This is a genomic window from Aeromonas sp. FDAARGOS 1419 (assembly GCF_019047045.1).
GTDB classification, from domain to species: domain Bacteria; phylum Pseudomonadota; class Gammaproteobacteria; order Enterobacterales; family Aeromonadaceae; genus Aeromonas; species Aeromonas veronii.
Window position 1 is genome coordinate 2,100,080 of sequence record NZ_CP077209.1, and the last position, 19,393, is coordinate 2,119,472.

The following is a 19,393-nucleotide window of genomic DNA, read 5'->3' on the forward strand; positions in this document are numbered from 1 at the left end:
CAGAAAAGGCAGACATAACACGGCTTACGTGTTAAAAAGTGTGATTAATATCAAATTTTAATAACAAAACAGACAATACAACCAACTCCGGATTTCCTTATGAAACTTGTCCTGAAACTCATTGCTGGCATCCTTGCCGGTCTCTTGCTCGGTCTCTACGCCCCTGAGTGGGTGGCGCGCGTGCTGTTTACGGCCAAGACAGTGATAGGTCAGCTGATCACCTTCACCATTCCGCTCATCATTCTGTTCTTTATCATGAGCGGCATCGCCAGCCTGCCGAAAAACTCCGGCAAGCTGCTGGGCAAAACCGTGGCCCTCTCCTATTGCTCCACCATTCTGGCGGGGCTGTTCGCCTTTACCGTGGCGAGCCACCTGATCCCGCAGTTCACCACCGCCGCCGAGCCCACCACGGCCACGGCTATCAAGCTCGCCTCCTACGTCAATCTGGAGATCCCGCCGCTGTTTGGCGTGATGTCGGCACTGGCCGCCGCCTTCGTGTTCGGCATTGGCATCAGCGCCACCCAGGCCACCGATCTGCGCCGGGTCGCCGATCAGGGTCGTGACATCATCGACCGCCTTCTGGCCAAGGTGATCATCCCGCTGCTGCCGTTCTATATCGCGGGCGTCTTTGTCGAGATGACGGTAGAAGGCACCGTATTCGCTACCCTGAAAACCTTCGGCGTGGTGCTGGTGATGGCGATCCTGATGCACTGGATCTGGCTCTCCGTACTGTTCGTGGGTACCGGTCTGGCCCTTGGCCGCTCACCGGCCCAGCTCATCAAGAACATGCTACCCGCCTACTTTACCGCGCTGGGGACCATGTCGAGCGCCGCCACCATTCCGGTCGCTCTGCAATCGAGCAAGAACAACGGGGTGAGCGACGGTATCGCCAACTTCACCGTGCCCCTGTGCGCCACCATTCACCTCTGTGGCTCCACCATTACCCTGGTCACCTGTGCCACCGCGGTGATGTTCCTCTCCGAGCATCTGGCCATTCCGGGCATCGAGACCATGCTCCCCTTCATCATGATGCTGGGGGTGATCATGATCGCCGCCCCGGGCGCCCCGGGTGGTGGCGTGATGTCGGCGCTGGGTCTGCTCACCTCCATGCTCGGTTTCGGTGAAGCCTCCATCGCCCTGATGATCGCCCTCTATCTGGCGCAGGACAGCTTCGGCACCGCCTGCAACGTCACCGGTGACGGTGTGATTGCCCTGTGGGCGGATCGCTTCGCCAACGGTAGCGAGAGCGCAGCCCCCGTGGCCGAGGCCGAACAGGCATAAGCTCGCCGAGAAGGCCCGACCATCCTCTGCAAAAACCGCAGGCCCGAACCTCTGCTCGGGCCTGCGTCGTTTCTGCCACCTTCACTGCTTTTGTACGTATTCCTCCTCCCTCTCTTTACCCCCCTCTGCCGTAAACAGCATTCGCGCAGCTCTCTACACCCGACAAAATTATTGGCATATGCCACATATGAGCGTATAAATGGCTTATGCCAATTAGGAGCCACCATGCCAAGACCCAAGATTGCCCGCCAGATCTGTGGCCGCCCCGCCAACAGCTGCTTCAAACCCAACGGCCGCCCCATGCATCAGCTGGAACAGGTCACGCTGGCCCCTGATGAGTTCGAGGCACTGCGCCTCGTCGACCTTCAAGGAATGCAGCAGCAGGAGGCCGCCCTGGTGATGGGGGTCTCCCGCCAGACCCTGGCCAATATCCTGAAAAAAGGGCGTTACAAGGTGGTGGAGTGTCTGAGTCTGGGCAAGGCATTGATGATGCAACCCGCCGAGCCCGACCACCAAACCAGTGGAGAAGAGCCGACATGAATGCTGTCACAACCATGACCACCAACCCCGGCAACAGCGCCCTGATGCTGAGTCAGGGGTTGCTGGCTGGCCACTTTACCCGTGCCGAGCAGCTGCAAATTCTTAACCCCGAAGGGAACGTTATCGCCACCCTGGCCAATCCGGCCGCAGCCGAAGGCTGCCACGGCAAGCAAGCGCTGCTCGACGCACTAGCCCATCATAAGGTGGGTCAGGTGGTGGTGCGCAATATCGGCGAGCGAATGCTGGGGCGCCTGCTGGCAGCCAATATCCGGGTGCTGCAGTGTCGCTCTGCCCGCCTGCCGCTGCCCGCACTGCTGGCCCCCACCAATTTGCAACCTCTTACCGAGGCCAGTCAGGGGCGTCCGTCTCGTCGTCATCAGAGCAAGGCGACTATCCGTGCCATCCAGCCCCTCGGCGCAGGCCAGAGTCATAGCCATTGTCATGGTGGTTGCAACAGTGGCTCCGATCACTGTTGCGCCAGTAGTGGCAATCAGGCAGAGAGCCCACTGCAAGGCCATACTTGTTGCCACGGCAGTGAAGGTGCCAACCAGCAGGGCGGTTGCTGCCATCATCACTGATGCCATCGCTGTGCATGTCATCACCATCAAGGAGAAGAGATCATGTCCATCTGGTTGTTGAGCCTGCTCGCCTCGTTCGTGTTGATCCTGGCCATGGGCACCATCATCTGGTGGCGCCAATACCAGCTTGCCCAGAAGCGGGAAGATAAAGAGGTGCGTCCCTGTGGCTGCTCCAGCGCCTGCGCGGATCACCTCTACCAGATCAGCGAGCCGACGCCCAAAAAATAACCTGACCGCACACGCCATAACCGCAGATAGAAGGTCGGCAAAAAAAGGGCGCGTGGAATCGAGGGGCACATAAAAGAGAGGGGGCACCTGCTGGTGCCCCCTCTCTATTTACTCCTCGCCATGCTTGAACCGCCTCTTTCCCCCCCTTACGCTCATCACACGCGCTCAACCCGGCTCGGCGCCGCTGGCCGCCACGCTCGCAGAGCAGGCCGGATCCTGATACTGCTGATAGATGGCATAAAACTCGGCCTTGTTGTGCAGGGCCGCGGCGACACAGGCGGGATCAAACTGGCTGCCGGCATGCTCCTCCAGATAGGCAAACGCCGTCTCGAACGGCCATGCCTTCTTATAGGGGCGCTCGCTGGTCAGGGCATCAAACACATCGGCCACCGTCACGATGCGCGCCGCCAAAGGGATCGCCTCACCCGCCAGCCCCAGCGGATAGCCGGTACCGTCGAAACGCTCGTGATGGCTGGCGATGATATTGGTCAGCATGTCGGTGTGATGAATGCCATCGAGACCAAACTCGTTGATCATCAGGCTGATCATCTCCCGCCCCTTGCCGGGGTGGATCTTCATGATCTCGAACTCTTCCGGCGTCAGCTTGCCCGGCTTGAGCAAAATGGCATCCGGCACCGCGATCTTGCCGATGTCGTGCAGCTCGGAGAAGAGGTAGATAAACTCCACCTCCTCATCGCTCAGCCCGCAAGTCGGGGCCAGCGTCTTGGCGATCAGCCGGGAGTAGGCAGACATCCGGTGCAAATGGTTGGCGGTCTCCTCATCCCGATAACGGCTGAACTCCCGCGCCGTGGTCAGCGCGCCGCCAAGGGTCTGGATGGAGAAAAACTCCACCGCAATGATGGCCGAGAGCGCCTGGGCATAGGCCGACAGCTCGCTGCGGATCGGCTCCTCGAAGTATCCCGGCTCCATGGCATCGCAAAACAGAAAGCCAAACAGCTTGCTGTTGAACAGCAGCGGCTCGGTATAGCTGGAGGCATAGCCCGCCTCCAGCACCTTGCGGCTGTGCTCCGATGCCGAGCCACGCAGGGCATCGAGATTGCTGAGCACCCGGGGCTGCTTGTGCTCCGCCAGATAACTCAGGGAGGGAACATCGCTCAGCTTCACCTCATATTGCACCAGCGGCGAGGGGCCCTCGGTGCTATGAGCAAAGGTCTTGAGCTGATCGGTATGGGGATCGTAAATCGCGATGGCCACCCGACTCAGCTTGTCAAAACGCTGCCTGAGCGTGGCATGTACGCTCTGCATTTTTTCGCCAAATGAACTTTCCATCGCCTTCTCCAACGGGACCCCGTGATGGAAGTATAGTGACTCCCTTTGACGCTCTCCCCGCCACAGCGTCAAAATTGACAGAAAAATCAACAAAGCAGCATCCCCACAACAAGCCTGCATGGCAGAGGCAATAGCCCTACAAAGGGCGCGCTATCAGCGACTGTTGGTGCGGCCCAATCTTGCCTGGTCGGAGATATTGTTCGGTTCTGCCATGCTGGCTGTATAGTTTTTGGTTAACCATTCCGGTAAAATCCGCGCCCTTAAAGAAGAGCCACCTAAGAGTGATTGAGCGATGTCCAACACAAAACAGGCCCCCAAAGTAGGATTCGTCTCCCTGGGTTGCCCCAAAAACCTGGTCGATTCAGAACGCATCCTGACCCAGCTGCGTACCGAAGGGTACGATGTGGTGCCCAGCTATGACGATGCCGAGCTGGTCGTCGTCAACACCTGCGGCTTTATCGACAGCGCCGTGCAAGAGTCGCTGGAAGCGATCGGCGAAGCGCTGGCCGAGAACGGCAAGGTGATCGTCACCGGTTGCCTTGGCGCCAAAGAGAATCAGATCCGCGAGATCCACCCCAAGGTGCTCGAGATCACCGGTCCCCACGCCTACGAAGAGGTGCTGGGTCACGTCCACAAATATGTGGAGAAGCCGCAGCACAACCCCTTCACCAGTCTGGTTCCGGCCCACGGCGTCAAGCTGACCCCGCGACACTACGCCTATCTGAAGATTTCCGAAGGGTGCAACCACCGCTGCACCTTCTGCATCATCCCCTCCATGCGCGGGGATCTGGTGAGCCGCCCCATCGGCGACGTGCTGGCCGAAGCCAAGCGTCTGAAAGAGGCCGGCGTGAAGGAGCTGCTGGTGATCTCCCAGGACACCTCCGCCTACGGCGTCGATGTGAAGCACCGCACCGGTTTCTACGACGGTATGCCGGTCAAGACCAGCATGGTCGCCCTGTGCGAAGAGCTGGCCAAGCTCGATATCTGGGTGCGACTGCACTACGTCTACCCCTACCCGCACGTAGATGACGTCATCCCGCTGATGCGCGATGGCAAGGTACTGCCCTACCTCGATATTCCGTTGCAGCACGCCAGCCCGCGCATCCTGAAACTGATGAAGCGCCCGGGTACGGTCGAGCGCACCCTGGAGCGGATCCAGAAGTGGCGCGAGATCTGCCCGCAGATCACCCTGCGCTCCACCTTTATCGTCGGCTTCCCGGGCGAGACCGAGGAAGATTTCCAGATGCTGCTGGACTTTATCGACAAGGCGGAGCTGGATCGGGTCGGCTGCTTCAAATACAGCCCGGTCGAAGGGGCGCTGGCCAACGAGCTGCCGGATCCGGTACCGGAAGAGATTCAGGAAGAGCGCTTCCAGCGCTTTATGGAGCTGCAACAGCAGGTCTCCATCCGCAAACTGGCCCGCAAAGTGGGTCAGGAGATGACCGTTATCATCGACGAAGTGGACGAAGAGGGCGCCACTGGCCGCTCCTTTGCCGATGCACCGGAGATCGACGGTCTGGTCTACCTCAACGGCGAAACCGGCCTCAAGCCGGGGGACATGGTCAAGGTACGGATCGACGAATCCGACGAATATGACCTGTGGGCCAGCCTGATCAGCTAATTGAGGCTCTACCGGCCAAATGAAAAAAGCGCCTGCGGGCGCTTTTTTATTGCTTGAATGTCGCAGGCAAAACCGCTGGCCTAGCTCAAATCATGGAGCGCCTTGCCAAGGGGCGGCGTGAGGCGCAAGTCAGAGAAGCGCACCGCCAGCCCCTGCCGCTCCGGCGTGCAGCACATCACCCCGATAAAACAGCGCTCGCTTGGCGGAAACGGGGCGAGGCGCAGCAGCGGCCACACCTTGCCATCGGTGGAGTATTGCAAACGCAGGCAATCGGCCAGCCGGGTCAGCCGCAGCCAGAAGCGACGCGGATTACCGGGGAAAATGCCAGTGGCCCAGTCAGAGCGCGGATTGGTCAGCACGCTGCCGATCATCGGCTGGGCATCGTTGTACTCGATCCCCGCTTTCAGCCAGTGCGCCTCGTCTTGCAGCAGCATCAGCCCCGCCTGATCGTAGAGGGTGGTGAACTCCCCTTCGACGCAGACCTGAAAGGTAAACTCCCCCGCCACCTCGCAGCTATAGAGATGCCCACTGTGGCGCTCGAAGCCATACCAGGTGCTGCGCCAAAAATCGGTCTGCTGGTCCGTTACCACCTGCAAACCGTCGTCTGTCTGGTGCCACTGGGCCGGTTCATTGAGCCAGCGCCATTGCGTCCCTTCCATCATCCTGCTTTGCTCCCTTATCGCGCGTAATCCCGCAAAAATGGGGCTCGCCAGCGCCTCGCCCGATCACGGCAGGTCATGGCTGCGCCGCTGCGGAACCTATAAAAGGAGTCAATAGTGTCGCTATTGCCGTCCCGATACAAGGCTTGTGCGTTGCGCCATCAGTGCGCCCCAAAAAGCGCGGGGGGCCTGATGGCCCCCCGCAAACACACCGGATGAGAAAATGCCTTACTTGGCGGCGCTATCCTTCACGCACTTCTGGACAAAGCTGTTCTTGGCCGCGCCAGCCAGCTTCTTGTCGGCCGCCGCCTTCTCGCACTTGGCCGCCGGATCCATCGCCGCGCCCGTCTTCACGCACTTCTGGATAAAGCTGTTCTTGGCCGCACCGGCCAGCTTCTTGTCGGCGGCCGCCTTCTCGCACTCACCGGTCGCGGTGCCAGCGGCATCTTTCACGCACTTGCCGACAAAGCTGGTCTTGGCGGCGCCGTTAAGCTTTTTGGCTGCGGCCTGCGCCTCGCACTGCAACTGGGCTGCGTCGTTGGCAAAGACCGGATTGGCCAGCAGCACGCTGCCGCAGAGCAGGCCGAACAGGATGGTACGCTTCATGGGTGATCTCCTCTCTCTCTGGTGATGTGTTTGCATGGTCATTTTTGCATGACGATGTGTTGCAAATGGCTGTGATTGCAACAGCTGATTGTTGCCGCAGATCCCCCGCCTCGCCAGCTTGGGAGACGGGCACAGGGCAACCATCGCCCGCACTATAGCGCCGATTGGCAGAGCGGGATTGTCCCCGTAAAGCCTTCTCCAACAGTAAGCCTGCCCCCCACTTTCTCACCACATCCTCCAATCCCAATAAAATCAAGGGCCATGGGAATCCAGTTCCCAGTCAGGGCGATTTTTTGAGCCAGCGCAAAAAACAAGACATTACTGATAGTTACGCCAACTTTTGACTGGTATGCGTATGAGGCTTGAAGATATGCTAACCATTCGGCGCCAATAGCACCATCCAGGCCCACCATAGGTACATGGAGCGCATCGAAAGCAGTAATCTAGGGGCGGTAACGTTATTTTTTATTCGTTGACTAAGTACAATATCTTATGCTCATCAAAAAAAATAATAGAAAAACAATCACTATTTCGAGACAAAATAATGTTTGAACCAGAGAATGTTCTTGAAGGACCGATTAAACAATCCATTGAGTCAGTTTTCAACACTATTAACTCTAAAGCAGAAGGCTTAGATCTACTTAAAAAATATAGAAATGCAAACAGAAGTTATGTGAGAGCATTAGTAGAAAACGTTCAAATATTAGGCATGTCTGAGCCAGTAAAACTAATTGATATTTATTCTATAACTCAAGTCTCCACAACAATAAACAGGAGACTATATAACGTTGACTGGGAAAATATAAATAGTGTCACTAAAACTCAAAGTTTAGTACCGAGCAGAAAACTCAAAACAAACTTGAGAGCAGATGATTACATAGAAAAAAACAATCGAATTGTGGTTTTAGCAGGCCCAGGGGCGGGTAAAACAACTCTTCTAAAGTACACCGCTTTATCATATATTGATGATGAGGTATTTGAGACCTCAAAGCTAGAAACAAAAAAAATACCTTTTTTTATTGCCCTTCCGGATCTAGTTGAAAGTAAATTAGATATTGTTAAGTACATATCGGAAAAAATAAAAGTAAAAACCAGCGAATACGCGATTGAATATGTAAGAAGGTCTCTTGATAAAGGACGCGCAGCCGTACTACTTGACTCATTAGATGAAGTGCCATTATCAGGCCGAGATCAAGCATACAAACTAATAGAAGACTTTTCTAGGCATTATCCTAAGGCAAAAATAATAATTACTTGTAGAGTGGCCGATTATGAAAGAACAATTCCTGGATTCAATGAAGTTGAAATAAGTAGGCTAACGACTACTGCTGCACACAAAATAATAAAGGCTTGGTTTAAAAAAATGCCAAGTAAGGCAAAAGAGTTGATTAGACATCTATCAATTGATAAGGATGTTGACTCTTTAACTGAGAGCCCTTTGATTTTAAGTTTACTTTGCATCCAATATGCAAATGATCTAAATATACCAAATAGAAAAATTGAGTTATATAACAGATGTATGGATGCTTTATTAAGACTTTGGGATACAAGCCGAGGTTTTAGAAGGGATACCGCATTTTCCTCGTTAACAGATGAGAGAAAACATCGTCTTTTTGCAGAAGTTGCATATGAGTTTTTTTGCAATAAAGGTGGCCTTTATATCTTCCCAGACAAGGAACTAATACCATTGGTATCGTCTTTCCTTGAGTTATTTTCTATCAGTCAAGATACATCTAATGCGACAGATATAATCAAAGAAATAGAATCTCATCATGGAATACTTGAGCGATACAGTGCAGAGTCATATGCTTTTAGTCACATATCTTTTCAAGAGTATTTTGTGGCAAGATCATTAGTCGCAAAAAGAGCAGAAATGTCATTTGTAAAAGCCAACATTTCTAATGTGCGAGCAATGTCCATTATTGTATTCATGATTGCACTAATGGATGACCCAGAACCTGTGTTATCTTTTCTAAAAGAAAAATCCTGTCTAGAAGGTGTTAAAAACTATCCCACCATGAGCAAAAGAATAGATACATTGATTTTGCTTTATCGTTGCATGAATGCGGGTGTAGCGATACAAAGGGATTTTCGTTATGACCTATATTCACATATTGCAAAGTCCCAAATTGAAATATCAAAAATATATCATAGTGCAAAAACATACCCAATTGCACACTTAGATGATGATGGTATAAGGCATACATATTTCTATATAGACAAGACTAGAGATACTCTAGTCCAAGCTCTTGGCTCACATAGAAAATTATCAAATGAAATTCTGTTGTCCCCGAATAAAACATATTCAGAAGTAGCATTGGATATTATCCAAAAACATAATAGAACAAATAACACATATGTTGATATGAGTACGTTGATTTGTATGGTCATGCCTCTCTCTGGCGCATACCCAGACAAGGTTATTGATGAAATGAATAACATAAAGATGATTGTATCAAAAGATACTCTGCTAAGTGGTATTGTTGATGCTGGCATTACATCTGTCACTCAAAAATATATTCAACAATAAAAGTTAGTAGTGATATCGGATTTTCTACAAACAACACAACTCGGGAGTGTGGGCGTTCGCAAGGTTCCCAGATAGTTGCCAGCACGCGAACGCCAGACGTAAGCCAGATGGTTATCTGACTTATCGAGTTGGAGCTCAAGCTTGAGTCACCTTTCACAATCCAGAAAACCAAAATCCCCCATTACCGGGGGATTTTTATTTCTATCGATTATCTCGACACAACAGTTAACCCACCAAAAACGCCCTTAACCGGGCAAACTCCGCTGGCAAGTTAACGGAGAGCAGCGGCAGCTCGGCGTGCTTGGCGAGCGGGCCGGGCAGCGGTACATCGAGATGCAGGATCTCGTCCACCGACTCCTTGAACTTGGCAGGATGGGCGGTGCAGAGGAACACCCCCACTTCGTCCTCGGCCAGCTGTTCGCCCAGCAGATCCCAGGCAATGGCGCCGTGGGGTTCGCAGAGGTAATCCAGCTGATGAAGGCGTTTCAGCGCAGCGCGGGTCTGAGCATCGTCACGCATGCCGGAGCCCAAAGTCTCCAGCGCCCAGCCCTTGCGGCGGCACAGCTCTTCTACCCGCGGCCAGTTGTTGGGGCGGCTGACATCCATGGCGTTCGACAGGGTGGCCACTGTCTGGTGTGGTTCCCACTGACCGGTTTTCAGATAGCGCGGCACGGTATCGTTGGCATTGGTGGCGGCGATAAAGCGCTTCACCGGCAGCCCCAGCGCCTTGGCAATCAAGCCTGCGGTGAGGTTGCCAAAGTTGCCGGACGGCACGCTGATCACCGCTTTGGCGCGGTCAGCTTTGGGCAGCTGGGCCACCGCTTCGAAGTAGTAGCAAACCTGCGCCAGCAGGCGGCTGATATTGATGGAGTTGGCAGAGTTGAGGCCAATGGCCTTTTTCAGCGCCTCGTCGTCAAAGGCCTGTTTTACCAGCGCCTGACAGGCATCGAAGTCGCCATCGATGGCGATGGTGCGGATATTGCCGCCGAGGGTGCAGAAGAGCTTCTCCTGCAGCGGGCTTATCTTGCCCTTGGGATAGAGGATCACCACCTCAATCCCCTCCAGCCCGTAGAAGGCGTGGGCCACTGCGGCGCCGGTGTCGCCAGAGGTGGCGGTGAGGATAGTAATCTTGTCGTTGGTTCTAAAGGCCGCAAGGCACTGGGCCATAAAGCGGCCGCCGAAGTCCTTGAATGCCAGGGTCGGGCCGTGGAACAGCTCAAGGGCATAGGTGCCATCCTTGAGTTTCACCAGCGGCGCCGGGAAGGTGAAGGCGGCGTTGATCAGCTCGCTCACTTTCGCTGCGGGCACTTCGTCCCCCAGCAGGTGGCTCAGGATGCGGGCAGAGCGTTCGGCCAGCGGCAGATCGAGCAGGGCATCCACATCGGCGAGCGGTTCGAGTTGTTCGGGGAAGAAGAGCCCCTGTTCGCGACCCAAGCCCTGACGCACCGCCTGCGCGAAGCTCACCTGTTCGCTGTTGTCCTTGATGTTGTAGAGATTCATAGCTCGCTTCCTGTTACCCGTGCCCCGGCCATGTCCAGTTTGCAGACCCGGGCAAATCCATCTTCGTTCTGCACGAAATGTGCTTCCATCCAATCTTTCATCCGCTCGGCCTGCGCCAGATCCTTCATCACCACAAATACGGTGGGACCGGAGCCGGAGATGCCGGTAGCCAGCGCCCCGTTCTGGGCCGCCTGCACCCGCACTTCGGCGAAGCCTTCGATCAGCGCCGCGCGGTAGGGTTCGGCAATCACGTCTTTCAATACGCTCGCCGCCAGCCCCTCTTGTCCGGTGTAGCTGGCGTGAACAAAGGCAGCCAGACGACGGCCATAGGTGAGGCAATCCTGACGGCGATATTGGGCCGGCAAAATGGCGCGGGCGGCAGCGGTCGAAACCACGGTACCCGGATAGCAGACCACCCAGTACCACTGATCGAACACCGGAATGCCCTGACTGATAACGCCGTGCTCTTCCAGCACCAGCTGCATGCCGCCCAGATAACAGGGGGCGACGTTGTCGTAGTGAACGGAGCCGGAGATCTTGCCTTCCATCTCCCCCATCAGCAGCAGCATGTCGTGCTCATTGAGCGGCGCACCGTGGAAGGCGTTGAGCCCCTCAAGGGCCGCCACCACGCTGCAGGCGCTGGAACCCAGCCCCGAGCCGACCGGCAGGTTCTTTTCCAGCACCATTTCAAGCGGCTTGAGTTTAAGGCCGCGCTTCTCCAGCGCCTCGCCATAGGCCACCCAGCAGTCATGGAGGATATTCTTTTTCGGATCGTCCGGCAGCTTGTGGGCGTAGCGGCCCACGGCGGAGAGGGCGAACGACACGTCAGCCGCTTTTACCTGCACCCGATCGCCGAGCAGAGAGCCATCCACGGGGGCGAGCGCCGCCCCCAGTACATCGAATCCCACGCTCAGGTTGGCGCTGGAGGCGGGGGCGTAGGCGACTACGCTGCCGCCTTCAGTCATATAAGAGGGGTACATGTCTGAACTCATGCTTACAACTCCTGCTTCCAGTTCTGGGTGCGCAGCACGTCGGCAAAGACGCCCGCCGCAGTCACTTCGGTACCGGCGCCATAGCCGCGCAGCACCAGCGGGATCGGCTGGTAGTAGGTGGAGAAGAAGGCGAGCGCGTTCTCCCCGTCTTTGACCTTGAACAGCGGCTCATCGCCACCGACCGCCTTGATGGCCACCTTGCACTTGCCACCCTCGATGGAACCCACATAGCGCAGCACCTTGCCCTGAGCTTGCGCGGCGGCGAACTGGTCGCGGAACCAGCCGTCGGCCTCCGGCAGGCGGGCCATAAAGGCTTCCACATCGCCACTCACATCGAAGCCCGGCGGCAGCGCCTGCTCCACTTCGACATCGGAGAGTTCCAGCGCCATACCGGCTTCGCGAGCCAGAATGAGCAGCTTGCGCGCCACATCCATGCCGTTGAGATCGTCGCGGGGATCCGGCTCGGTAAAGCCGTTGCTGCGAGCGATTTGGGTCGCCTCGGAGAAGGCCATCCCCTCGTCCAGCTTGCCGAAGATAAAGGAGAGGGAGCCGGACAGAATGCCGTCGAAGGCACGCAGCTTGTCACCGGCCTTGATAAGGTTCTGCAGGTTCTCGATAACCGGCAGACCGGCGCCGACGTTGGTCTCGTACAGGAACTTGCGGCGAGTCTGGCGGGCAGTGCGGCGCAGCGCCTTGTAGTAATCAAGCGAACCGGTGTTGGCCTTCTTGTTCGGGGTGACCACGTGGAAACCGGCGGCGAGGAAGTCGGCATACTGGACGGCCACCGCCTCGGAGGAGGTGCAGTCAACGATCACCGGGTTGATGATGTGGCTATCTTCCACCAGCTTTTTCACCCCTTCCAGCGAGAAGCTGTCACGGGCTTCCGCCAACTGTTCGCGCCAGTTGGCGAGGTTCAGGCCATCCTTGTTGACCGCCATCTGGCGGCTGTTGGCGATGCCGACCACGCGAAGGCCAGTGCCCTGCTCGGCCAGTACCGGTTGCTGGCGGGCAATCTGATCCACCAGCGCGGCACCGACGCCACCGACCCCGACTACAAACAGATCGATAAACTGCTGGCTGCCAAAGAAGTTCTGGTGGCACGCCTTGATGGCTTCCGCCACCTTGCGATCCCGCACCACCGCCGAGATGGAGCGCTCGCTCGACCCCTGCGCAATGGCGACGATATTGATGGAGGCTTGCGCCAGCGAGGTGAAGAAGCGGGCCGCCATCCCCTTGCTGGTGCGCATGCCGTCACCGATCAGGGAGATGATCGCCAGATCGCTGATGATATCCAGCGGCTCCAGCAGCTGGTTTTTGAATTCGAGCTCGAACTCGCGCTCCAGCACCTTGCGGGTCTTGTCGCTGTCGTAGCTGTGGATACAGAAGCTGACGCTGTACTCGGAAGAGGACTGGGTGATCAGCACGATACTGACCCCGGCGCGGGAGACGGCGGAGAAGATGCGACCGGCCATGCCGACCATCCCCTTCATGCCGGGGCCAGAGACGTTGAACATGCACATGCCGGACAAGTCGGAGATGGCCTTCACTTTCAGGTCATCGTCGCCGCTCTCGGGGCCGATCAGGGTGCCCGGCCCTTGCGGGTTGAAGCTGTTCTTGATGAGGCAGGGAATGTGGAACTGGGCCACCGGCGCGATAGTTTTAGGGTGCAGCACCTTGGCGCCGAAGTAGGAGAGCTCCATCGCCTCCTTGTAGGAGAGGGTCTTCAGCAGGTAGGCATCCGGCACCAGACGGGGGTCGCAGCTGTAGCAGCCCTCAACGTCAGTCCAAATCTCGCAGCACTCGGCATCGACACAGGCGGCCAGCACGGCTGCGGAGTAGTCGGAGCCGTTGCGACCCAGCAGCACGGTTTCCCCCTTGTCGCTGCCACCGGTAAAGCCCGGCATCAGGTAAAGACAGTCGCTACGCAGCCCCTTGGCGGCAAAACGCAGGCGGGACGCTTCGATATCGACATGGGCTTCCAGATAGCCGCCGTCGGTGACCAGCAGCTCTTCCGGTACGATCAGCTCCAGATCCAGACCGCGCACCCGCAGCAGCTCGTGCATAAAGGCGATGGAGAGGTTCTCGCCACGGCTCAGAATGCGCGCCTGCACGTTGTCCGGGCAGAGGCCCAGCAGACGGATGCCCTGCATCAGGCGCTCCACCTGATCCAGCTCGGCGGTGAGACGGGCCAGCAGCGCCTTGTCATCGAGCGCCGGATAGGCCGCCTTCAACCCGGCCAGCAGGCGGGAGAAGATGCCGTTGACTTCAAACAGGGTGGAACTGGCATCCATGCCGCGGCTGGTCTGTTCCACCAGCGCCACCAGATGATTGGTCACCTTGGCAGGTGCAGAGAGCACCAGGGCTACCTGAGATTGGCCGTGGGTGTTGACCGCGATATCGGCCACCCGTAAAAAACGTTCTGCATCGGCCAGTGAAGACCCGCCAAATTTCAACACTCTCATCGCTTTCTCTCCCTGTAAATCTATGAAAATCAATCTAAAAACCAATCCAACAAAAAGGCCCGTACTGGGTGGGTACGGGCCTTTTTTGATTTCTGTGCTTGTTCGTCAGCGCATCAACCGGCCCCAGTGCCACCTGTGGTGGTACCGGTAATAATGGTGGTGGTGATGACGTTGGTGAATAACTGCATGACGAACACTCGTTGACGAAGCTGGCTTTTAGCAATACCGCGGCGGGCGATGGGCTGTCAACTTAAACCTCTTTACCAAGCTTGCGGGCAAGGTCTTTGCAGAGCAGGTGGAGCATGTTCAAATCCCGCTGCGGCAGCATGGGCACCCGGTCCATTACCCATTGATGCAGTTTTTCATCCTGCGAAACTCCGAGTTCACCCAGCAATTCTGCTGTTTTGCTTTTCAGCACCCGAACCTGCCCGGCATTATCAAAATTTTCTGCTACCGCAGCGGCGCCGTCAGCATTGAGCTCATCCATCAGCTGACTCATCTCGTAGGCATAGAGCATGATCGCCTGCCCCAGATTGAGGGACGGATAGCTCACCTTGAGCGGCAGGTAACTGATGAGATCGACCTCGGCCAGTTGCTCGTTGGAGAGCCCCGACTCCTCGCAGCCAAAGACGATGGCGACCTTGCCGAGCGATGGCTTGCTGCGGATCTGCTCGCGGATCTCCCCCGGCGTGAGGTAGTGCTGGTAGCGACCGCGTTCACGGGCGGTGGTGGCGATCACCAGATCCATGTCGGCCAGCGCCTCGGGCAAAGTCTCGAACGCTTCGGCCTGAGTCAGGATCTCCTGGGCACCGTGAGCCACCCAGCTCGCCTCCTCCTCTTCGTGTACCCGGCTCGCCACCAGTCGCATGGCATCGAATCCCATGGTTTTCATGGCGCGGGCAGCTGCCCCCACGTTCGCAGGTCGGGCAGGTGCCACCAGGACAAAATAGAGCTTCATCGGGTTTCCTCACAGGCCGGACGGCCTCTCAAACAGACAGCAAACAGTCGCTAAACCATCACCAAAACAGGGGCGCAATCTACCGTTTATCCCCGAAAATTGCCACTTGAACAGACGTTTGAATGTTGCGATAGTGGCCTGACGTGTGAACAAATTACACCCAATCCTTCGCGCTATCGGCCCGACAGATCACAAGGAAGAGAGAGATGCAGCAGCCATTGGAACAGGCCGTCGCCGAGACTATCTTGCAACGCTTCGAGTCGTTTTACAGCCGTTTTCTCGAGATAACCCAGGGCAGCAAGAGCCGCTTCGAGAACAGTGACTGGCTGGGGGTGCAGCTCGCCGGGCGCGAGCGAATTCGCCTCTATGACCACCATGTGGGTGCTACCGCCAGCTCCATCCGCCAGATGATGGGGGAGCACCACGCCACTCAGGAGCTGCTCAAGCGGGTCAAAAGCGCCTTCAGCGACCTGCTACCCCGTTGTGACAACTTCGAGGTGGCGGAGTCCTTCTTCAACTCCGTCTATCGCCGGATCTTTCGCCATCGCAATATCCGCGACGAGAACCTCTATATCCACCCCTTTGTCAGCCGTGGCGAAAAACCAGATTTAAGCTCCCTGCTGCGCATCTATCGCACCGATCTCGCCCACCTGCCGCAGACCTTGAGCCAGCTTTTGGGGGATTACAGCTTCACCCTCCCCTACGAGGACAAGCAGCGAGATATTGTCGACATCCACCGCCATCTTGCGGAGAACGGCCCGCAAATCCTCCATGATGAGCCCTTTGCCATCGAGCTATTGAAAGAGGTGTTCTACCGCAACAAGGGGGCCTATCTGGTAGGGCTGATCCGGGTAAAAGATCAGGTCTTCCCCTTTATCCTGCCCCTGCTCAGCACCGGCCACAGCATCTATGTGGACACGGTGATCTTCGAGCCGGATCTCGCCTCCATCGTGTTTGGCTTCGCCCGCGCCTACTTTATGGTCTATGCCCGCGAACCGGCGCTGTTTGTCGCCTTCCTGCGCCAGATCATGCCCCACAAGCCCGATTACGAGATCTACAACGCCATCGGCTGCCAGAAGCACGGCAAGACCGAGCTCTATCGCCACTACCGCCATCATCTGGCCCAGAGTCGGGATCAGTTCATCATCGCCCCCGGCATCAAGGGGATGGTGATGAGCGTGTTCACCCTCCCCTCCTACGATGTGGTGTTCAAGGTGATAAAAGACGAGTTCACTCCCCCGAAGGATGTGAGCCACGAGCAGGTAAAGGCAAAATACCGGCTGGTAAAACAGCACGATCGGGTGGGCCGGATGGCCGATACCCAGGAGTTCACCAACTTCGAGTTTCCACTCGATCGCATCTCGCCGGAGCTCCTTGCCGAACTCAAGACGGTGGCGCCGTCTGCACTCACCATCAGCGACGACAAGCTGGTGATCAAGCACCTCTATACCGAGCGCAAGATGATCCCCCTCAACCTCTATCTGGACAAGGCGGACGAGCAGCAGACCCGGCTCGCGCTGGAGGAGTACGGCAACGCCATCAAGCAGCTGGCGGCGGCCAACATCTTCCCGGGAGACATGCTGTTCAAGAACTTTGGCGTCACCCGTCACGGCCGGGTGGTCTTCTACGACTACGACGAGATCTGCTACATGACGGAGTGCAACTTCCGCCAGATCCCGCCGCCGCGCTACCCCGAGGATGAGTGGAGCGCCGAGCCTTGGTATTCGGTAGCCCCCAACGACATCTTCCCGGAGGAGTTCGCCACCTTCCTGCTGCAAAAGCCGCAGGTGCGGGAGATCATGCTGCAGCTGCACAAGGAGATGTTCGATGCCAACTACTGGAAGATGCTGCAGAGCAACATCAAGGTAGGGGTATTCGAGGATGTCTACCCCTACCGGCGCAAGAAGCGCTTCAAATACCAGCGCGGCGGCTGATCCCACAGCGCCCGCGCACATCGCAGCAACGAAAACGGGGTGGCCCAAGCCACCCCGTTTTGCTATCCGCTTTGCGCCTTAACTGCCGCGACGGCGGATCACCCCCTCCTGCATGGTGCTCGCCACCAGCACACCATCGCGGGTGAAGAACTGGCCGCGAACCAGACCGCGACCGCTGCTGGCGCTCGGGCTGTCTACCACGTAGAGCAGCCAGTCGTCGAAGCGGAAATCCCGGTGGAACCACATGGAGTGGTCGATGGTGGCCACCTGCATGTCCGGCTCCCAGTAGGACACCCCGTGCGGCTGCAGCGAAGTGAGCAGGAAGTTGAAGTCGGAGGCGTAGGCCAGCAGGTATTTGTGCACCCGCAGATCGTCCGGCATCTGGCCATTGGCCTTGAACCAGACGTGACGCACCGGATCCTGCACCGTCGGCCGAATAGGGTCGACCAGGGTCACCGGGCGCATCTCGATGGGCTGCTCGCAGAGGATCTTGTCCCGCAGCGAGGCCGGGATCAGGTTCTCGTAGGGGCGCACCAGCTCCAGCTCGCTCTTGAGCTCCTCCGGCGGGGTGATGCCGGTGGGCATCTGCGCCTGATGCTCGAAACCGTCGGCCGGCACCTGAAACGAGGCGTTGAGATAGAAGATGGGCTTGCCGCCCTGAATCGCCTTGACCCGGCGGGTGGAGACGGTCTGGCCGTCACGGATATTCTCCACGTCATAGACGATGGGACGGGTCACATCCCCCGGACGCAGGAAGTAGGAGTGAAAACTGTGAACCTGACGGCCGGTCTCGACCGTCTGCTTGGCGGCTGACAAGGCCTGCCCCATTACCTGTCCGCCAAACACGGCCCGCAGACCGAGATCCTGGCTCTGGCCCCGAAACAGGCCCTCCTCGATTTTTTCCAGCGCCAGCAACGCCAGCAGCTCATCAAGTACCTTGCTCATCGTTCACTCCTCTATCAGAGCCGCACAGGCTAACAAGCTCACCGGAGCAGAGCAACCGCAGCAGCGAATCTGCGGGCAAGCAGACGACAGAAACGCCCCTCAACGTCTCACCAGCCACCCTTTTGCCAGCCAGGGGGGTTGATACAAAAAGGCCCGCACCTGTTGGTGCGGGCCTTTGCTTGGCCGACTGCGCACTTGAGCGGCACGCAGTTCGCAACGGGCTATCGGCTTACTTGCTGCCGGTACCGGAGTTGCGGGTAGAAGCTTGCGGCTTGCGACGGGCGGTGGTGGCGCGAGCGCGCGGCTCTTTGCCCTGCATCTCTTTGTGACGCTGCACGGCGCGACGGATCTGGGCTGCCTGCTTGTGACGGCTGGTTTTGCCATCTTGCTGCAGATCGACCTTGGATTCGGTCTCCGGCGGCAGGTTGACCAGACCGCGCAGGTAGTTCACTTCCGGCAGTTTCAGCTCTTGCCAGCCTCCGCGCGGGATGCCGCGGTCCAGCTTGACGTCGCCGTAGCGGATACGCATCAGGCGGCTCACCTGCACTTCCTGGGATTCCCACAGGCGGCGCACTTCACGGTTGCGACCTTCGGTCAGGGTGACGTTGAACCACTGGTTCAGACCCTCACCGCCAGCCGGTTTGATCTTGTTGAACTTGGCGGTGCCATCTTCCAGCTGCACGCCCTTGCGCAGACGCTGCAGCATGGCTTCGGTGATTTCGCCAAAGACACGTACCGCGTATTCGCGCTCAACTTCGTGGCTCGGGTGCATCAAACGGTTGGCCAGCTCACCGTCGGTGGTGAACAGCAACAGACCGGAGGTGTTGACGTCGAGGCGGCCGACCGCGATCCAGCGGGCACCTTCCATCTTGGGCAGACGATCAAACACGGTGGGACGACCTTCCGGATCGTGACGGGTACACATCTCCCCTTCCGGCTTGTGGTAAGCCAGTACGCGGCAGATCACTTCCTCTGCGGCACGGGTCTTGACCTGGTGACCATCCACCCGGATCACGGCGTTCACTTCGACGCGATCCCCCAGTGTGGCGACCTTGCCATCCACACTGACCCGACCTGCGGTGATCAGGGCCTCCATCTCACGACGGGAGCCGTGACCCGCGCGGGCCAACACTTTTTGCAGTTTTTCACTCATCGGGGTTACCTGATTGTTGATCGCTGCCCACTGGTAAAAGGGGCAACGGGGTTAACTGTAACAAACGCTGGTTGGAGCACTCGCCACAGTTGAAAAATGTATATCTCGGTGACATT

Annotated in this window: 16 protein-coding genes; 7 read left to right on the forward strand and 9 right to left on the reverse strand. The window is 57.3% G+C overall.

Features of this window, described 5'->3' with window-relative positions; genetic code table 11:
• Positions 1–99: 99 nt before the first annotated feature.
• The 4 genes from I6L49_RS09300 to I6L49_RS09315 all read left to right on the forward strand — a co-directional run bounded on the left by I6L49_RS09300 (position 100) and on the right by I6L49_RS09315 (position 2,627).
• Positions 100–1,281, forward strand: coding sequence for a dicarboxylate/amino acid:cation symporter (locus I6L49_RS09300; RefSeq protein WP_005359180.1), 1,182 nt, complete (start codon positions 100–102; stop codon positions 1,279–1,281).
• Between the two features lie 225 nt (positions 1,282–1,506).
• Positions 1,507–1,821, forward strand: coding sequence for a DUF134 domain-containing protein (locus I6L49_RS09305; RefSeq protein WP_005344221.1), 315 nt, complete (start codon positions 1,507–1,509; stop codon positions 1,819–1,821).
• Positions 1,818–2,399, forward strand: a complete 582-nt coding sequence (locus I6L49_RS09310; RefSeq protein WP_216951394.1) for a NifB/NifX family molybdenum-iron cluster-binding protein — start codon at positions 1,818–1,820, stop codon at positions 2,397–2,399. Before I6L49_RS09305 ends, I6L49_RS09310 begins: the two co-directional genes overlap by 4 nt.
• Positions 2,400–2,441: 42 nt before the next feature.
• Entirely contained in the window at positions 2,442–2,627 is a 186-nt protein-coding gene (locus I6L49_RS09315; RefSeq protein ID WP_005338109.1) for a hypothetical protein, read from the forward strand.
• 165 nt (positions 2,628–2,792) lie between these two features.
• Here the strand turns inward: I6L49_RS09315 and I6L49_RS09320 are convergent, their stop codons facing one another.
• Positions 2,793–3,917 (reverse strand): HD-GYP domain-containing protein, encoded by a 1,125-nt coding sequence (locus I6L49_RS09320; RefSeq protein WP_042052982.1) that lies wholly within the window; start codon positions 3,915–3,917, stop codon positions 2,793–2,795.
• A 292-nt stretch (positions 3,918–4,209) separates the two neighbouring features.
• On the opposite strand from I6L49_RS09320, the gene rimO reads away from it, so the two are divergent.
• A complete protein-coding gene (gene rimO, locus I6L49_RS09325; protein WP_021231199.1) occupies positions 4,210–5,538 on the forward strand; it encodes a 30S ribosomal protein S12 methylthiotransferase RimO in 1,329 nt (442 codons plus the stop codon).
• Positions 5,539–5,618: 80 nt separating this feature from the next.
• Here rimO and I6L49_RS09330 read toward each other — a convergent pair whose 3' ends face one another.
• Entirely contained in the window at positions 5,619–6,200 is a 582-nt protein-coding gene (locus tag I6L49_RS09330; protein ID WP_216951397.1) for a DUF1349 domain-containing protein, read from the reverse strand.
• Positions 6,201–6,425: 225 nt separating this feature from the next.
• Positions 6,426–6,803, reverse strand: a complete 378-nt coding sequence (locus I6L49_RS09335; RefSeq protein ID WP_216951399.1) for a hypothetical protein — start codon at positions 6,801–6,803, stop codon at positions 6,426–6,428.
• Positions 6,804–7,347: 544 nt separating this feature from the next.
• Here I6L49_RS09335 and I6L49_RS09340 point away from each other — a divergent pair.
• Positions 7,348–9,333 carry an NACHT domain-containing NTPase gene (locus tag I6L49_RS09340; protein WP_216951401.1) on the forward strand — a complete coding sequence of 662 codons (1,986 nt, stop codon included), beginning with the start codon at positions 7,348–7,350 and terminating at the stop codon, positions 9,331–9,333.
• Positions 9,334–9,558: 225 nt separating this feature from the next.
• Here I6L49_RS09340 and thrC read toward each other — a convergent pair whose 3' ends face one another.
• The 4 genes from thrC to I6L49_RS09360 form a co-directional block, all read right to left on the reverse strand.
• Complete coding sequence (thrC, locus tag I6L49_RS09345; protein ID WP_216951403.1) at positions 9,559–10,833, reverse strand: threonine synthase; 1,275 nt, start codon at positions 10,831–10,833, stop codon at positions 9,559–9,561.
• Positions 10,830–11,825, reverse strand: coding sequence for a homoserine kinase (gene thrB, locus I6L49_RS09350; protein WP_216951405.1), 996 nt, complete (start codon positions 11,823–11,825; stop codon positions 10,830–10,832). Before thrB ends, thrC begins: the two co-directional genes overlap by 4 nt.
• A 2-nt stretch (positions 11,826–11,827) precedes the next feature.
• Entirely contained in the window at positions 11,828–14,287 is a 2,460-nt protein-coding gene (thrA, locus tag I6L49_RS09355; protein ID WP_216951407.1) for a bifunctional aspartate kinase/homoserine dehydrogenase I, read from the reverse strand.
• 250 nt (positions 14,288–14,537) lie between these two features.
• Positions 14,538–15,245: a tRNA/rRNA methyltransferase gene (locus I6L49_RS09360; protein ID WP_216951409.1), complete on the reverse strand. Its 708-nt coding sequence runs from the start codon at positions 15,243–15,245 to the stop codon at positions 14,538–14,540.
• A 206-nt stretch (positions 15,246–15,451) separates the two neighbouring features.
• Here I6L49_RS09360 and aceK point away from each other — a divergent pair, with 206 nt between their 5' ends.
• Positions 15,452–17,179, forward strand: a complete 1,728-nt coding sequence (gene aceK / locus I6L49_RS09365) for a bifunctional isocitrate dehydrogenase kinase/phosphatase (RefSeq protein WP_064341569.1) — start codon at positions 15,452–15,454, stop codon at positions 17,177–17,179.
• Between the two features lie 78 nt (positions 17,180–17,257).
• Here aceK and tesB read toward each other — a convergent pair whose 3' ends face one another.
• On the reverse strand, positions 17,258–18,124 hold the full coding sequence (tesB, locus tag I6L49_RS09370) for an acyl-CoA thioesterase II (RefSeq protein ID WP_005338122.1): 867 nt from the start codon (positions 18,122–18,124) through the stop codon (positions 17,258–17,260).
• Positions 18,125–18,353: 229 nt separating this feature from the next.
• A complete protein-coding gene (gene rluB / locus I6L49_RS09375; protein ID WP_005347347.1) occupies positions 18,354–19,277 on the reverse strand; it encodes a 23S rRNA pseudouridine(2605) synthase RluB in 924 nt (307 codons plus the stop codon).
• Positions 19,278–19,393 lie beyond the last annotated feature (116 nt).

What these genes read in the sequence shown, in the direction of transcription:
- I6L49_RS09310 (WP_216951394.1), top strand. Translation starts at nt 1,818, where the DNA reads ATGAATGCTGTCACAACCATGACCACCAACCCCGGCAACAGCGCCCTG.
- thrB (WP_216951405.1), bottom strand. Translation starts at nt 11,825, where the DNA reads ATGAGTTCAGACATGTACCCCTCTTATATGACTGAAGGCGGCAGCGTA.
- I6L49_RS09305 (WP_005344221.1), top strand. Translation starts at nt 1,507, where the DNA reads ATGCCAAGACCCAAGATTGCCCGCCAGATCTGTGGCCGCCCCGCCAAC.
- I6L49_RS09315 (WP_005338109.1), top strand. Translation starts at nt 2,442, where the DNA reads ATGTCCATCTGGTTGTTGAGCCTGCTCGCCTCGTTCGTGTTGATCCTG.
- I6L49_RS09340 (WP_216951401.1), top strand. Translation starts at nt 7,348, where the DNA reads ATGTTTGAACCAGAGAATGTTCTTGAAGGACCGATTAAACAATCCATT.
- rimO (WP_021231199.1), top strand. Translation starts at nt 4,210, where the DNA reads ATGTCCAACACAAAACAGGCCCCCAAAGTAGGATTCGTCTCCCTGGGT.
- I6L49_RS09330 (WP_216951397.1), bottom strand. Translation starts at nt 6,200, where the DNA reads ATGATGGAAGGGACGCAATGGCGCTGGCTCAATGAACCGGCCCAGTGG.
- I6L49_RS09320 (WP_042052982.1), bottom strand. Translation starts at nt 3,917, where the DNA reads ATGGAAAGTTCATTTGGCGAAAAAATGCAGAGCGTACATGCCACGCTC.
- aceK (WP_064341569.1), top strand. Translation starts at nt 15,452, where the DNA reads ATGCAGCAGCCATTGGAACAGGCCGTCGCCGAGACTATCTTGCAACGC.
- tesB (WP_005338122.1), bottom strand. Translation starts at nt 18,124, where the DNA reads ATGAGCAAGGTACTTGATGAGCTGCTGGCGTTGCTGGCGCTGGAAAAA.
- thrC (WP_216951403.1), bottom strand. Translation starts at nt 10,833, where the DNA reads ATGAATCTCTACAACATCAAGGACAACAGCGAACAGGTGAGCTTCGCG.
- I6L49_RS09360 (WP_216951409.1), bottom strand. Translation starts at nt 15,245, where the DNA reads ATGAAGCTCTATTTTGTCCTGGTGGCACCTGCCCGACCTGCGAACGTG.
- I6L49_RS09300 (WP_005359180.1), top strand. Translation starts at nt 100, where the DNA reads ATGAAACTTGTCCTGAAACTCATTGCTGGCATCCTTGCCGGTCTCTTG.
- rluB (WP_005347347.1), bottom strand. Translation starts at nt 19,277, where the DNA reads ATGAGTGAAAAACTGCAAAAAGTGTTGGCCCGCGCGGGTCACGGCTCC.
- thrA (WP_216951407.1), bottom strand. Translation starts at nt 14,287, where the DNA reads ATGAGAGTGTTGAAATTTGGCGGGTCTTCACTGGCCGATGCAGAACGT.
- I6L49_RS09335 (WP_216951399.1), bottom strand. Translation starts at nt 6,803, where the DNA reads ATGAAGCGTACCATCCTGTTCGGCCTGCTCTGCGGCAGCGTGCTGCTG.